Source organism: Halopseudomonas nanhaiensis (genome assembly GCF_020025155.1).
Classification (GTDB): Bacteria; Pseudomonadota; Gammaproteobacteria; order Pseudomonadales; family Pseudomonadaceae; genus Halopseudomonas; species Halopseudomonas nanhaiensis.
Genome location: NZ_CP073751.1, coordinates 1,448,598 through 1,462,012 on the forward strand (window position 1 = coordinate 1,448,598; position 13,415 = coordinate 1,462,012).

General features: G+C 60.2%; 15 protein-coding genes. 11 read left to right on the forward strand and 4 right to left on the reverse strand.

Going from position 1 to position 13,415, the window contains the following annotated elements:
- The first annotated feature begins 157 nt into the window (after positions 1 to 157).
- From KEM63_RS06545 to KEM63_RS06560, 4 genes are all read left to right on the forward strand, one after another.
- Positions 158 to 616: a DUF4112 domain-containing protein gene (locus KEM63_RS06545; RefSeq protein ID WP_223655386.1), complete on the forward strand. Its 459-nt coding sequence runs from the start codon at positions 158 to 160 to the stop codon at positions 614 to 616.
- 238 nt (positions 617 to 854) lie between these two features.
- A complete protein-coding gene (locus tag KEM63_RS06550; RefSeq protein ID WP_279346940.1) occupies positions 855 to 1,064 on the forward strand; it encodes a cold-shock protein in 210 nt (69 codons plus the stop codon).
- Positions 1,065 to 1,314: 250 nt separating this feature from the next.
- Positions 1,315 to 2,529, forward strand: a complete 1,215-nt coding sequence (locus tag KEM63_RS06555) for an alginate export family protein (RefSeq protein WP_223655387.1) — start codon at positions 1,315 to 1,317, stop codon at positions 2,527 to 2,529.
- A 182-nt stretch (positions 2,530 to 2,711) separates the two neighbouring features.
- Positions 2,712 to 4,673, forward strand: a complete 1,962-nt coding sequence (locus tag KEM63_RS06560; RefSeq protein WP_223655388.1) for a BCCT family transporter — start codon at positions 2,712 to 2,714, stop codon at positions 4,671 to 4,673.
- Positions 4,674 to 4,730: 57 nt separating this feature from the next.
- Here the strand turns inward: KEM63_RS06560 and KEM63_RS06565 are convergent, their stop codons facing one another.
- On the reverse strand, positions 4,731 to 5,618 hold the full coding sequence (locus KEM63_RS06565) for a manganese catalase family protein (protein WP_223655389.1): 888 nt from the start codon (positions 5,616 to 5,618) through the stop codon (positions 4,731 to 4,733).
- Positions 5,619 to 5,907: 289 nt separating this feature from the next.
- Here KEM63_RS06565 and KEM63_RS06570 point away from each other — a divergent pair, with 289 nt between their 5' ends.
- The gene (locus KEM63_RS06570) at positions 5,908 to 6,315 is read left to right on the forward strand and encodes a thiol-disulfide oxidoreductase DCC family protein (RefSeq protein WP_223655390.1); all 408 of its coding nucleotides are present in this window, start codon (positions 5,908 to 5,910) and stop codon (positions 6,313 to 6,315) included.
- A gap of 80 nt (positions 6,316 to 6,395) precedes the next feature.
- Positions 6,396 to 7,067, forward strand: a complete 672-nt coding sequence (locus tag KEM63_RS06575; RefSeq protein ID WP_223655391.1) for a nitroreductase — start codon at positions 6,396 to 6,398, stop codon at positions 7,065 to 7,067.
- On the opposite strand, the gene KEM63_RS06580 is transcribed toward KEM63_RS06575, so the two are convergent.
- Positions 7,068 to 8,018: an alpha/beta fold hydrolase gene (locus KEM63_RS06580; protein WP_223655392.1), complete on the reverse strand. Its 951-nt coding sequence runs from the start codon at positions 8,016 to 8,018 to the stop codon at positions 7,068 to 7,070.
- Positions 8,019 to 8,240: 222 nt separating this feature from the next.
- Between KEM63_RS06580 and KEM63_RS06585 the strand changes: the two genes are divergently transcribed.
- The 3 genes from KEM63_RS06585 (at position 8,241) to KEM63_RS06595 (ending at position 10,791) form a co-directional block, all read left to right on the forward strand.
- Positions 8,241 to 9,476: an RNA polymerase sigma factor gene (locus tag KEM63_RS06585; RefSeq protein ID WP_423747836.1), complete on the forward strand. Its 1,236-nt coding sequence runs from the start codon at positions 8,241 to 8,243 to the stop codon at positions 9,474 to 9,476.
- A gap of 78 nt (positions 9,477 to 9,554) precedes the next feature.
- Positions 9,555 to 10,388 (forward strand): YciI family protein, encoded by an 834-nt coding sequence (locus tag KEM63_RS06590; protein ID WP_223655393.1) that lies wholly within the window; start codon positions 9,555 to 9,557, stop codon positions 10,386 to 10,388.
- Positions 10,389 to 10,419: 31 nt separating this feature from the next.
- Positions 10,420 to 10,791, forward strand: coding sequence for a YciI family protein (locus tag KEM63_RS06595; RefSeq protein ID WP_223655394.1), 372 nt, complete (start codon positions 10,420 to 10,422; stop codon positions 10,789 to 10,791).
- Between the two features lie 39 nt (positions 10,792 to 10,830).
- On the opposite strand, the gene KEM63_RS06600 is transcribed toward KEM63_RS06595, so the two are convergent.
- Positions 10,831 to 11,184: a DUF1428 domain-containing protein gene (locus KEM63_RS06600; protein WP_223655395.1), complete on the reverse strand. Its 354-nt coding sequence runs from the start codon at positions 11,182 to 11,184 to the stop codon at positions 10,831 to 10,833.
- 224 nt (positions 11,185 to 11,408) lie between these two features.
- On the opposite strand from KEM63_RS06600, the gene KEM63_RS06605 reads away from it, so the two are divergent.
- Both KEM63_RS06605 and KEM63_RS06610 read left to right on the forward strand, forming a co-directional pair.
- Positions 11,409 to 11,912 (forward strand): GNAT family N-acetyltransferase, encoded by a 504-nt coding sequence (locus KEM63_RS06605; RefSeq protein ID WP_223655396.1) that lies wholly within the window; start codon positions 11,409 to 11,411, stop codon positions 11,910 to 11,912.
- Between the two features lie 37 nt (positions 11,913 to 11,949).
- On the forward strand, positions 11,950 to 12,453 hold the full coding sequence (locus tag KEM63_RS06610) for a GNAT family N-acetyltransferase (protein WP_223655397.1): 504 nt from the start codon (positions 11,950 to 11,952) through the stop codon (positions 12,451 to 12,453).
- 143 nt (positions 12,454 to 12,596) lie between these two features.
- Here the strand turns inward: KEM63_RS06610 and KEM63_RS06615 are convergent, their stop codons facing one another.
- Positions 12,597 to 13,367 carry a DUF4394 domain-containing protein gene (locus tag KEM63_RS06615; protein WP_223655398.1) on the reverse strand — a complete coding sequence of 257 codons (771 nt, stop codon included), beginning with the start codon at positions 13,365 to 13,367 and terminating at the stop codon, positions 12,597 to 12,599.
- Between the last annotated feature and the right edge of the window lie 48 nt (positions 13,368 to 13,415).

A 13,415-nucleotide genomic window follows, 5' to 3' on the forward strand; every position in this document is an offset into this window, starting at 1 on the left:
TACAGATCCTCTTGGCTAGGCAGGTCTGCAGGTTACGATAATCGTCAGCGAGCTTCCATGCTGGACCGCTGGTTTTCTGAACTTCTTGCACCGGCGCGGACTCTTCAGAGTTCACGGCGAGCCGCTTGCCGCAGCCGGGATAGCCATTGGAGATGGAATGACGCAGAAACCGAGCGAAGCCGAACAGCGTGCAATCATCAAACGGCTCGACAAGTTCAGCCGTTTCACCGACAGCAGCATCGGGCTGCCTTTCACCCGGTTCAAGATCGGCGTCGAGGCCATTATTGGTCTGATCCCGGGAATTGGCGATCTGGTGGGGCTGGCGATGTCGGGCTACGTTCTGCTCGAGGCACAGCGTGCCGGTGCCAGTGGTGACGTGAAGCGGCGCATGCTGCGTAATATCGGAATCGATTTTGCGGTGGGCCTGGTGCCTGTATTTGGGGATGCCTTCGATGCGGTGTACAAGGCCAATACGCGCAACACCCGCCTGCTGAGAGACTATCTGAATACCCAGCTTGCCGTGGAGCCGCCGCCGAAAGTGTTCCCGTGGAAAATAGTCATCGGTCTATCGGTGCTCTTTGCCGGTATTGCTGGCGGCGTTGCAGCCATCCTTTGATACTTCAAGTGCCGCGGTTCAAAAATGGAATTATGGCCCGTCTGATAAATAACCGAGATTGTTGTAGCTATATCTCAGCGATGCTGTACAGTGGGCCCCAGCTTGAAGAAAGTATTTAGTTCAGATCTCCACTTCGTTGTATCGCTAGTCGTGCCTCGTCCTGAAGTTTCTAAGTTATCGCCTCTCTCCAGCATTCCGGTCCATATGGGCCATCATTTATAAACTCAGGATATATATTATGTCGACTATGACTACTGGCACCGTAAAATGGTTTAACGAAGCTAAAGGTTTTGGTTTCATCGAACAGGCTGGCGGCCCGGATGTGTTCGCACATTTCAGCGCCATCACCGGCACGGGTTTCAAGACCCTTGCTGAAGGCCAGCGCGTTGAGTTCAAACTCACGCAGGGCCAGAAAGGCCCGCAGGCTGAGAACATCATGACCGTCTGAGCCATTGGGCGCGCTAGTGCGCCCAGGTGCTAAGAACTCAAAAAGCCCAGCTTATGCTGGGCTTTTTGTTGGGCGACTTGAATGCGCTTCGCTCAAATCGCGGGACAGGGCGGTGGACCGGTATGAAAAACCGAACAGTCAATCCCGCGAGCGTCCCGTTCGGTATGTTGCGTGCAGTGTCCGTGGCTCCCACAATGCCACAAAGGCGTCCGGAACAGGCGCGCCAGTCTGCCAGAAAAGAAGAACAACAATGAGTGAAATGAACACGCTGCGGGCATTGGCCGCCCTGGGTATTTCAATCGTCGGGCTTGGTTTCACCGAGCTGGCGCTTGCCGATATACGCATGGAATACGGTGCCGATCTGCGCTACCGCTACGAGTGGTATGACATGGAAGAGACTTCCAGGGCTTCGACCATCCGCCTGGGGCTGAAGGCCAGGGCGCTCGTAGGTGAGCATTGGAGCGGCTTCGCCGAGCTGGAAGCGGTGGAGCAGGTGTTTGCCGATGACTACAACGTTCCGACCATCCCTTCCCAGAATCGCCCCGGCTATCCGGTGATTGCCGACCCACGTGGTACCGAGATCAACCAGGCCTTCGTCCAGTACGCCAACCCGGATCGTGCGTTGCAACTGCGCCTTGGCAGGCAGGAAATCATGCTCAACAACGGGCGATTCATCAGCACCGCCGGGTTGCGCCAGAACCATCAATCGTTCGATGCATTCACGTTGGCTGTCGCGCCGCTGGACGGTCTGAAGATCGAGTACGGTTATCTCGACAGGGTACGTCGCGTGCTTGGTCGTCGAGCCAGCAATGGCCAGGCCGATATGGACTCGCATTTCTATAACGTCGGGTATGCGGTGGACGATGTGGGCGTGCTGAAGACCTATGGCGTGTTGCTGGACTACGATGACGAGCCGACCAACTCGGTCGACACCTACGGGCTTAGCTTCGAAGGCCGGGCGCCCATCGACCGCTGGCACCTGCTGTCGACACTCGAGTATGCCGTTCAGCGCGATGTTGGCGCCAACCCGAATCAGGTAGAGGCCGATTACCGAGTGCTCGAGCTGGGCGCTGAAGTCTCCGACATTGCCTACCGCCTCGGCTACAACCAGCTGAGCGGCGAGTCGCCCACCGACAAGTTCATCACACCGCTATCGCACACCTTCAACAGCCTCACCGAGCTGTTTCTGGTCAACCCGAGCCTGGGCGACAGCCACGGCCTGGAAGTCTACTCCGCAAGCATCGCCGGCAGGATGCCTGGAACCGAAGCGTTGACCTTCATGGGTACGCTCTACGATTATCAGGCCGACACTGGCACCGCGCAGTATGGCCAGGGGATGGATCTGATGCTCGAGTACCGCGGCCTGTCGAAGACCATCATCAGTTGGCGCTACGGGAAGTACTGGGCGGACGAGTTGTACAGCGATGCTGTTCGCACATCGATCTATGTGGCGTACAGCTTCTAGTTGAGCACCGGGTAAATCCGGGCAATCTCGCCCCCGGCGGATGCACCACGACCTCCCTTGTTTTCATTGTTCCGGATATTCCCGCCGAATGCGCTGTCGGTTGTTCACGCGCCACCAAGCTGTGCTGGCACCATTCCTCCAGGCGCTTCATGACACGAAGCCGCTGAATCAAGGGAGAACACATGCAGGAACAATCAACATCCACCCTGAACCCTCCGGTGTTTTACGGCTCCGCCATCCTGATACTCGCGCTGGTGTTGTACAGCGTTCTGCAGCCCGAGCAGGCCCAGGTCGTTTTTGGTGAGTTGCAGTCGTGGATCATCGCCAATGTCGGCTGGATATATATTCTGGCGGTGGCAGGCATCCTGCTGACCGTTGTACTGGTCGCGGTGAGCCGATTCGGGGACATCAAGCTCGGGCCGGATCACAGCGAGCCGGACTACAGTAGCCCGACCTGGTTCGCCATGCTCTTTTCTGCGGGCATGGGGATCGGTCTGATGTTCTTCGGCGTGGCCGAACCGGTCATGCACTTTCTTGATCCGCCCGCGGGGGAGGGCGGTACTGCGACGGCTGCGCGGGATGCCATGCGCATCACCTTCTTTCACTGGGGGCTGCATGCCTGGGCAATCTACGCCATCGTCGCGCTGATTCTTGCGTACTTCAGTTACCGGCATCGCCTCCCGTTGACGCTCCGTTCGGCCCTGTATCCCCTGATAGGCGATCGAATCTATGGCCCGATCGGGCATGCCGTGGATATTTTCGCCATCATCAGCACCTTGCTGGGTGTGGCCACATCGCTGGGTCTGGGCGTCAGCCAGATCAACAGCGGGCTCAATCACCTGTACGGTCTGCCGATCTCTGTGCCGGTCCAGGTCGGCCTCATTGTTGCGACAACCGCATTGGCGACGGTCTCGGTGGTCACCGGGCTGGACAAGGGCGTTCGCCGGCTTTCCGAGCTGAATCTGATCCTGGCGGTGATACTACTGGCCTTCGTCCTGATTGCAGGCCCGACCGTGTTCATTCTGCAGACCTTCGTGCAGAACACCGGTGGCTATCTGTCGAATCTGGTGAACACCACCTTCAACCTGTATGCCTACGAGCCGAACGACTGGATCGGCGGCTGGACGCTGTTCTACTGGGGCTGGTGGCTGGCATGGTCGCCCTTTGTCGGCCTGTTTATCGCTCGCATCTCACGCGGTCGAACGATTCGCGAGTTCGTCACCGGTGTGCTGCTCGTGCCGACAGGTTTCACGCTGTTCTGGATGACGGTGTTCGGCGATACGGCCATTCACATGATTCTGTGGGGGCAGGTCGAGCAGCTCGGTCTGGCGATCGAGGAGAACTCGGCCCTGGCGCTGTTTGCCTTCCTCGAAGAGTTTCCGTTTGCCTCGGTCTTCTCGCTCATTGCGATTCTCATGGTGGTAGTGTTTTTCGTCACCTCTGCCGACTCGGGCGCGCTGGTGGTCGACCTGCTGGCATCCGGCGGGGTCAGCCCGACGCCGGTCTGGCAGCGCCTGTTCTGGGCGGTCTCCATGGGGGTGGTGGCTATCGCGTTGCTGCTGGCGGATGGGCTGACGGCGTTACAGACAGCAACCATCGCCAGTGCCTTGCCATTCACCCTGGTGCTGATGGTGTGCATAGTGGGCTTGCTCAAGGCATTGAGGCTGGATGCAACCAAGCGCGATCTGCGATACCAGACTCCAACGACGTCGCCTGCGACCTCGACCACGTCAGGCGGGTGGCGCCGCCGTCTGCATAATCTCGTGCGCTTTCCGGACGAGCCTGAAGTCGAGAAGTTTCTGGCAGGTGTGGTTCTGCCGGCACTCGAGTCGGTAGTCAGCGAGTTCGATGCCGAGGGCTTCGAGACCCGCGTCAGTCGAGGGGAGGATTCCCGCGTTCGACTCGAAATCACTCACCAGGGCGAGACCGACTTCATTTACGAGGTCCGTCCGCGGCCCTATGAGCGCCCCAGCCTGACATCGGCGTCGGAAGAAGGCGGGAAGGCCGAGTATTACCGTGCGGAGGTATATCTGAACGAGGGCGGCCAGAACTACGACCTGATGGGTTGGAATCGGGAGGAGGTGATCAGCGACGTGCTGGATCAATACGAGCGCCACATGCACTTTCTTCACGTGGTGCGCTAAAAGGCCGGTACTGCGTGCCGATTCGCCCAACCGGGCGGATCGGCACGCATGCAGGCGTCAGCCTTTACCTTTGCGAATGGCTCCACCGGAGCCGAGATCGGCGCCGGTCATGGGATCGACCGTGGGATCGGACTTGGTTCGTGTTGCCATCTGCTTGACGACCTTGGCCTGATCCTTGCCAAGATCAACCGAGGCCATACCGTCACCACCATCGACTGCCGGTTGCGGGGCTTCGACAAATTCCCACTCCGGTCCTTCATTCCACGGACCACGCGCGTCGCCTTCGCCCTGCGACAGATTGTAGTAGACGTTGGCGAATTCAGGCTCGCCCGGCAGCTTGCCCTGTGGGAAGTTGGGTTGCATTGAGTGCAGCGCTTTCTCGAAGGACTTCTGGTGGGCGATTTCGCGCGTCATCAGAAACTTCAGTGCGTCCTTGATGCCCGGATCATCGGTGACGTTGATCAGACGCTCGTAAATGATCTTGGCCCGCGCTTCCGCCGCGATGTTCGAGCGCAGGTCGGCAGTAGGCTCACCGATCGAGTCGACATAGGCTGCGGACCAGGGCACGCCGGCGGAGTTGGTCAATGCCGGACCGCCGCCATACAACAGCGAGGTAATGTGTGAATCGTTGCCCGCTCCGGTCAGCGACCGGTACAGCTCGGCTTCCTTCTCGACGCCCTCGGCCAGGTCGCCCTTGGCACCCTTGTTGAGCATGCCGACGATGGAGCCGATGACTTCAAGGTGGCTGAGCTCTTCGGTAGAGATATCCATGAGCATGTCCTTGCGGCCCGGATCATCTTCGGAGATGCCCTGAACGAAGTAGCGCATGGCGGCGGCGAGCTCACCCTGGGGGCCGCCGAACTGTTCCAGCAGAAGATTGGCGAGACCTGGGTTGGGGCCCGCGACACGGACGGTATACTGCAATCGTTTGTTATGGACGAACATGTTTCACCTCTCGAGTTGGTAATTTCCCTTGGAAAAACCTCCCTTGGGCTGCATGGCGCGTCCGCGCTGCATCACATGTGGCCTTAAGCATGGAGTGCGAAAAGCTTCCGTACGACGATTGCCCTTTCCTATCGCGGAAATAGATTTTGCCAATCTTGCACAAAGCCCGATACATAAGACGGGTTATCCGCGTGGAAGCTGCTTGCATCGGCGTCCTCAGTCGGTTCATGTTGAGCGCTGGCCTTATTGCCAATCGGCCGGGGTACCCGTCGCAGCGAGGAGGATTGTCATGAGAGAACCGGAAAGACAGGAGACGTTGACGGTGTTGTACGACGGAGGCTGTCCGTTGTGCATGCGCGAGATATCACATGTGAAGGGACTGGCCGAGCCACAGCAGGACAGTGCGCTGCGCTTTGTCGATATCAGCTCGGGCAGCAATGATTGCTTTGCCTTCGCCGCTGACCGGGACAAGCTGCTGGCGCGCTTTCACATCCAGCGTGGCGATGGTTCACGCATTGATGGCGCCGCAGCCTTCGTCGCGATGTGGAGTCGGTTGCCCGGCTGGCGCTGGCTCGCGAGGCTCGGGCAGTTGCCAGGTGGGCTCGCGGCGCTGGAGCTCGCCTACCGTGGATTCCTGCGAATCCGCCCCCGGCTGCAGGGGCTGGCTCGTCGGCTGGAGCATAAGCGCGGCGAATGACTCATCCAAGCTCCGCACGGACGCAGGGCGGGTAGAATGGCTTTCAGATTGCCAAACGATGCGTCAGGGGAGTTGCAACATTGAATTACGAACAAGTGGTCATGGGTCGTCGCAGCATCCGAGCCTTTCAGAACAAACCGGTTCCGCGTAGCGTCCTCGAGGAGGTCATCGCACTGGCCAGCCGTGCACCCTCTTCGATGAATACGCAGCCCTGGCATCTGCATGTTCTGACCGGCGAGCCGCTGGACCGTATCCGCGCGGAGAACACCGAGCGCATGCTCGCCGGCGTGCCGCCCGACAAGGAAAGCCGCGGCATCGGAGCCTATGAGGGTGAGCACCGGCAGCGGCAGGTCGAGATTGCAGTGCAGTTGTTCGAAGCCATGGGTATCGCTCGGGACGACAAGGAAAAGCGTCAGGACTGGATCCTGCGCGGTTTTCGCCAGTTCGATGCGCCGGTTTCCATCGTGGTTACCTATGACCGCGTGCTGCGTGACGGAGACATTGCCCAGTTCGACTGCGGCGCCCTGGTCAATGGTCTGGTCAACGCAGCGTGGTCGCGCGGGCTTGGTTGTGTGGTCAACAGTCAGGGAATCATGCATTCCCCTGTGGTCCGCCGCCATGCCGAGATTCCCGAGGACCAGGTGATCATGATCTGCGTCGCGATGGGCTATCCGGATGAAGACTTCCCTGCCAATGCCGTGGTGTCCAAGCGTCGTCCGGTGGAGGAGATCGCCCGCTTCGTCGGGTTTTGACTACGACTTCTCCAGCGCAGCGCGGAATTGCCGGTAATCGTCGGCGAGCTTGCCAGGCGCTTCGATCATGGGAAGGTGACCCGTATCCGGCAGCAGAAGCACCGAGCTGCCGTCGATGAGGTGCTCGAGTATCCGCGCGGAAGAGTGATGGAACAGCTTGTCCTTCTCTCCCCAGACAATGCGGGTCGGTACGGATAATCCGGTCACGATATCTTCCAGGGACTGCTCCACGGTCTCTTGCCGGAGCTCGGCCATGATCCGGCTGTGCAGCCGATAATTCTGCGCCGCGGTTTCGGCAAAGGCGTCCTTGACCGGGCCCGGGTAATAGGGCGGCCGCTCGGTCGTCCATTCCAGCGATTCGTCCAGTTCTGCTCGGTTACCTACCACCATGGGCACCTGCTTACCGCGCTGCAGACTTTTCACCAGCTCGCTTTGCTGCGCGCTCATCACGCCGGACGGGGCCAGCAGCCACAGGCTCTCCACCCGTTCGGGATAGTCGGCCGCGTAGGCTGCGGCAATACGTCCGCCCATGGAATTGCCACCCAGGTGCAGCCTGTCGAGATTCAGCGCCTCGACGAATTGCTGTACGTAGCGAACCTGAGCGGGGGTGAGATAGCTGGCATCGAACGGCTTGTCGCTTTCGCCAAAGCCCGGCAGATCCACGGCAATGACCCGGTGTCGATCGGTCAGATGTGACGCAACCCGGTTCCACTCGTCCTTGTTGGCGCCCATGCCATGGAGGAGCAGCAGCGGCTCGCCTGTGCCGCCCTCCAGGTAGGCCACCTGGAACCCGGGAATCTCAACCGTACGCGGCTCCAGATCGGCCAGGTGCCGCTCGACGCCGAGGTAGGCGGCGGACACCTGAGCCGGCGGTGCGCTGTATACCCACAGAGCCGCCCCGATGAACGTCACGGCGCACACCGCGATGACCGACAGCACACTCTTTTTCATCTTTGAAATCTCGCATATGTTGTTTACACGCCGGGTTGCAGAACGCGCTGACCGGGGTTGTTAAAGCGCAGTGGCTGGGCCGTTGGACGATAAGCTGATGATCAAGTTTTGCCGAATTCGAGGTTTTGAGACGCATGTCCGATTTGTCTTGCCGCGCGCCGCTGCTAAGCAACTGCCGCGCTGAGCTATGCTTGTGCGGATATCTGACACGGACCTTCTCGGATGCCCATCGATACGCTGCTGGCAGCGCTGTACCGGCGCCAGTCCCGCAAGATTCTCGCTACGCTGATTCGACTGCTCGGCGACTTCGAGCTGGCCGAGGAATCGATGCAGGAGGCCTTTACTGCCGCGCTCAAGCAGTGGCCAGATGAAGGTGTCCCCGAGAAACAGACCGCCTGGATTATCCGCATTGCCCGAAACAAGGGAATCGACCAGATTCGACGGCGGCAGAGCGCCAGGCACTACGCCGAAGGCCAGCTGGCTGTCGAGGCGGAGGCGGAGGGTGAGCCCGGGCCATGGTTCGACGAGGACAGCATCAGGGACGATCAGCTGAGGCTGATCTTCACCTGCTGTCACCCGAGTCTGGCGCCCGAGACCCAGCTGGTGCTGACACTGCGCGAAATGTGCGGCCTTACCACCGAGCAGGTTGCCCGCGGATTGCTGCAGCAGTCCGCTACCGTCGCACAGCGGATTGTCCGTGCCAAACGCAAGATCCGCGACGCCCAGATCCCCTATGCCGTTCCGGAAAGCAGTGAATTGCCGCAGCGACTCGGCAGCGTCTTGCGGGTCATCTATCTGATGTTCAACGAAGGCTACTCCGCCAGCGCTGGCGACGCCGTCGTCAACGCCGGTCTCGCACAGGAAGCAATCAGGCTCGGCCGACTGATGGCCGAGCTGCTCCCGGATGCCGAGGTGTATGGCCTGCTCGCGCTGATGCTGTTGCAGGACTCGCGAAGCGCGGCGCGGCAGACTCCGGATGGGCAGGTTATTACCCTGGAGGATCAGGATCGGTCTCGCTGGAATCAGGCCGCTATTGTCGAGGGTCTGCACTGGTTGGACCTGGCGATGAGCAATCAGCCGGTCGGGGCCTACAGCATTCAGGCTGCCATCGCCGCGGCGCATGCGACCGCAGCTGACGCCGCCAGCACCGACTGGCAACGGATAGTCGAGCTTTATGATCTGCTGTACCGCATGAGCCCCACACCGGTGATCGCCCTGAACCGCGCGGTAGCGATCGCCATGCGCGACGGGCCGGCGGCGGGGCTGGCATTGCTCGATGAACTGGCCGCTTCACGTTATCTGGTGAACTACCACCTCTTTCATGTTGCCCGCGCTGATCTGCTGCGCCGCATGGGCAACACCGCGGATGCCGTGAGCGCCTACGAGCAAGCGCTCGCGCTGACTGCGCAATGGCCCGAGCGCCGATTCATCGAACAGCGTATCGCTGCACTCAAATAGTTGCGGGCTGATGTCGATCTGCGTACGGCCTGCACGACTAAAGGTTGCAATGATCACAGCAACCAGAAGAGGTGCGATATGCGATACATGTTGATGCGCAAGGCCGACGCAAACACCGAGCAGGGCATCATGCCTACCAGCGAACTGCTCGAGGCGATGGGCGAGTACAACGAGCGTATGTTTGCCGCGGGTGTGTTCGTCACAGGCGACGGACTCAGACCCAGTTCGGATGGCTTCAGGATCCGCTTCACCGACGGTGAACCCGAGGTCATTCGTGGGCCGTTCGAACAGACCGGCGAACTGCTTGCAGGGTATACAGTCATCGAGGTCGACTCACCGGGAGAGGCGCTGGGCTGGGCGAAGCAGTGGCCCCGATCGGACGCCGCCGCCTGCCTGGAGGTGCGTCGTTATTACGAAATGGAGGACTTCGCACCCGGTCCGGCGCTTGAGCGACACGCCAGACTGGGCAAGGCCCAGCAGCGGCAGCCGGTCGGCCTCTGCACACACCTGACCTTTCCGGGGAGCTGCCGTGAAGCGATGAACTTCTATGCCTCGGTGTTCGGCGCATCGCTGGAGATCAACACGTTTGGCGAGACCCCGATGGCCGATCAGGTCCCGCCGGAGCAGGCGCAAATGATCGCCCATGCCGAATTGCATATCGGCCGTCACGTCATCATGGGCGCGGACATGGCGCCGGGCTGCGGACAACAGGCGCCAGGAGCTACCGTCCAGTTGCAGTACGACAATCTGGATGTGGCGACCGAGGTCTTTCAGGAACTGGCAGATGGAGGAACAGTTCATATGCCGATTGAGAAAACATTCTGGGCGCAGGGTTTCGGGATGCTGACGGATCGTTTCGGTACCAGCTGGATGTTCAATTGCGGACTCACTCCCGTGGAGCAATGGCAGTGAGCGTAACGGCTGTGGTGGGAGGTGGATTGTCATGAAATACGTCGCGTTGGTGTACTACGAGGAAAGCGTGATCAATGCCATGACCCAGCAGCAATGGCACGATCTCAATCAGGAATGTGTCCGCTGTGTCGAGAAGTTGACCGCGCAAGGGCATTATCTCGGCGGGCAGGCATTGCAGCCGACCGCTTCCGCCACCAGCATCCGGGTGCGTGAAGGCGAGACGATCATACTCGACGGACCGTTTGCCGAAACCAAGGAGCAACTGGCCGGGTTCTATCTGCTGGAGGCACGGGATCTCAACGAGGCGCTGCAATTGGCCAGTCATATTCCACCGGCGCGTCTGGGCAGCGTGGAAGTGCGGCCGGTACGCGAGTTGCCGCCGAAGGATCCTGAAGCGGAGTGAGACCGAAGTTGCCCCCGCTCACGGAGCGGGGGCAACTTCTTACATGGAAACGATAGCGGCGAAGCCGCCGTAGATAAGGCGCTTTCCGTCGAAGGGCATGGGGTTTACATCGGGCTGCATCCGCGGATCCTCCATGATTTTCTGCATGCCTTTGTCCCGCGTCCCCCGATCAGGCCAGGTTACCCACGAAAACACGACCGTCTCATCCGGTTGACACTTCACCGCCATGGGAAACGACGTCACCTTGCCCTCCGGCACATCATCCCCCCAGCACTCGACGAAGCTCAGAGCTCCGGCTTCCAGAAAAACCGGGCCCGCATCGGCGGCGTGCTTGCGGTACAGCTCTTTGTTGGCCGTGGGCACTGCTGCGACAAATCCATCGACATAAAACATCGTTGCGCTCCTCGAACAGGTTCAATGGCACAGCCAGGATGGCTGCGTGCTGTAAGTCGCGCGAACAGCTCGTAAATCGACAAGAGGCGGGAAAGGTAGGGGTTGAGGCCAGACGGAACGCCGTCGGTGTTATCAGGCACGCCAGAAAAACGATGAAACGCACCGCCAGCGCTGTCACTGTTTCTTCGTTACTATTACGACACTTACAAGCAGGGACCGCTTACATGCATTACGTGCTCGATAAGATCACCCTACGACCCATGACGCAGACGGACATAGCCGCTGCTGCGACGGTGCATGCGGCTGCGTTCGTTCGGCAGCGGCAGTCCGAGGCGTGGCTGACATGCAACCTGAATGCCTTCCCGCGCATGATGAGCTTCGTGGCGATGCATGGCTCGGAATGCGTTGGTTACATCATCTGGACCCAGAAGAGCGGGTTCCGGCCTGAGGTGGTGCTGGAACTGGAGCAGATCGCGGTCGCGCCGGACCGGCAGCGCAACGGTATAGGGCGGGCGTTGATCGAGCGCTCGCTACCCTGCGTGCGGGCTATGCTGCAGCAGTCGCAGGCCAGGGTGAAACACGTAATGGTCACGACACGGGCCGACAATCATGCCCAGAAGCTCTATGCCGACGTGCTTGGCGCAACCGTCGAGGCAACCATCACCGGCTTGTACTCGGCCGATGAAGTGATCATGGTTGCTCGCCACGTGAGTCTACTTGACTCGTAATTCTCAGGGTCTGATCGCTCGACGTCTGGAGATGCAGATGACTGATTCCACCTACACGACCTTCTATCTCGAAATGACCAGCCCGCAGCAGCTGCTCAGCAAGCCCCTGCCGGAGGCGCTCAGTATTGTGGAATGCGAAGTGCCGCAGTTTCGGTTCAATCGTTTCCTTTATGAACTGGTTGGTAGCGAGTGGGAGTGGGGCGATCTTGACGACTGGACGGACGAACAATGGCGAGCGCTGGTGGAAAGCGATTTGCATCGGACCTGGGTGGCGTATCACCGAGGCAGCATTGCCGGGTACTACGAACTCTATCGGCCTGATGGGACCAATGTGGAGATCCGATATTTCGGCCTCGCTTCCTGGGCCATCGAGAAGGGCTTCGGCGGACCCTTGCTGAGCCACGCGATCGGCTCGGCCTGGGATTGGCCGGATACGGAGCGGGTCTGGGTGCATACCTGCACCTTTGATCATCCCAGCGCGCTTGCCAACTACCAGGCGCGCGGGATGCAGCTATACAGGCAGGAGAGTACGCCCGGCTAAGAATTGGCTTCTACGCCGATCAACCGGTTGATAACCCAGCGGTACCTCGAAAACGCTGTCGTGGAGCAGCTCTTCGGGTTGCTGTGTGGATCGTCGCACAGGGTTGCGTTGCCACGCCAACAGGCGAGGCAACGCGCCCCGGTTCAGGGCATCACAGCCATATCGATGACGCCTTCGGGTAGGTCAGCCACCTCGCCGAGCGTGGTCGGTTTGCCGCTCTCGAGATCGACTCGATGCAGGGTGGTGCCGGTCAGCAGCCAGGCGGTGTTGTCGCCCTTGCCGTCGCTGGCGATATCGAACGCTACCTGACCCAGCTCCTCGGCAATCACGCCCACCACCTGCTGCACGCCATCGTTGGGCGGGTTTTGCAGCATCAGCTGACCAGTCGCCAGATCCACCGTGTACAGGGACGTTGATTCGGTACCGGCATAGCTGTTGGTGTACGCACCAGCCATGACATTGGCGGTTTTCCCGGCATGCGGACCGTCGGTTGCGTAGGAAACCTCGCCGTCGAGCACGACCTCGCCGGTATCGACGTTCACGCGGAAGTTGGTTCCATCAGCCGCCAGCAGGCGCAGGCGATCAGCGACGGGGTTGAAGTCGACCACTGCCTGACCATTGCCGGGCAAGGCCTGAGCGAGCTTGCTTTTTGCTGAAAGTGAGCCGGTTTCAGGGTCCAGCGTATAGAGCTGGTTGTCGCCGGCCAGTGCGTATAACTCACCGCTGGCCGGACGCACGTCGATGCCGCGTAGCGGTGCTTTCGACATGACCTGGGTGGTCCCGGTGACCTTGAGGCTTTCGCTATCGATGGTGTGCAGTGTGCCGTCGCTGCCCAAGGCCAGAAGCTCTGCGGCGGAGACCGACCCGGCGAACAGGCCGAATGTAACGACGACTGCGGTGCTGAATGTGTTCATAGGCATCCTCTGGAAATCGGCAGGGCGATGACCCCGTGTCATCGCTCC

Coding starts and splice junctions, on each gene's coding strand:
- KEM63_RS06545 (WP_223655386.1), top strand. CDS start 158: ATGACGCAGAAACCGAGCGAAGCCGAACAGCGTGCAATCATCAAACGG.
- KEM63_RS06550 (WP_279346940.1), top strand. CDS start 855: ATGTCGACTATGACTACTGGCACCGTAAAATGGTTTAACGAAGCTAAA.
- KEM63_RS06555 (WP_223655387.1), top strand. CDS start 1,315: ATGAGTGAAATGAACACGCTGCGGGCATTGGCCGCCCTGGGTATTTCA.
- KEM63_RS06560 (WP_223655388.1), top strand. CDS start 2,712: ATGCAGGAACAATCAACATCCACCCTGAACCCTCCGGTGTTTTACGGC.
- KEM63_RS06565 (WP_223655389.1), bottom strand. CDS start 5,618: ATGTTCGTCCATAACAAACGATTGCAGTATACCGTCCGTGTCGCGGGC.
- KEM63_RS06570 (WP_223655390.1), top strand. CDS start 5,908: ATGAGAGAACCGGAAAGACAGGAGACGTTGACGGTGTTGTACGACGGA.
- KEM63_RS06580 (WP_223655392.1), bottom strand. CDS start 8,018: ATGAAAAAGAGTGTGCTGTCGGTCATCGCGGTGTGCGCCGTGACGTTC.
- KEM63_RS06585 (WP_423747836.1), top strand. CDS start 8,241: ATGCCCATCGATACGCTGCTGGCAGCGCTGTACCGGCGCCAGTCCCGC.
- KEM63_RS06590 (WP_223655393.1), top strand. CDS start 9,555: ATGCGATACATGTTGATGCGCAAGGCCGACGCAAACACCGAGCAGGGC.
- KEM63_RS06595 (WP_223655394.1), top strand. CDS start 10,420: ATGAAATACGTCGCGTTGGTGTACTACGAGGAAAGCGTGATCAATGCC.
- KEM63_RS06600 (WP_223655395.1), bottom strand. CDS start 11,184: ATGTTTTATGTCGATGGATTTGTCGCAGCAGTGCCCACGGCCAACAAA.
- KEM63_RS06605 (WP_223655396.1), top strand. CDS start 11,409: ATGCATTACGTGCTCGATAAGATCACCCTACGACCCATGACGCAGACG.
- KEM63_RS06610 (WP_223655397.1), top strand. CDS start 11,950: ATGACTGATTCCACCTACACGACCTTCTATCTCGAAATGACCAGCCCG.
- KEM63_RS06615 (WP_223655398.1), bottom strand. CDS start 13,367: ATGAACACATTCAGCACCGCAGTCGTCGTTACATTCGGCCTGTTCGCC.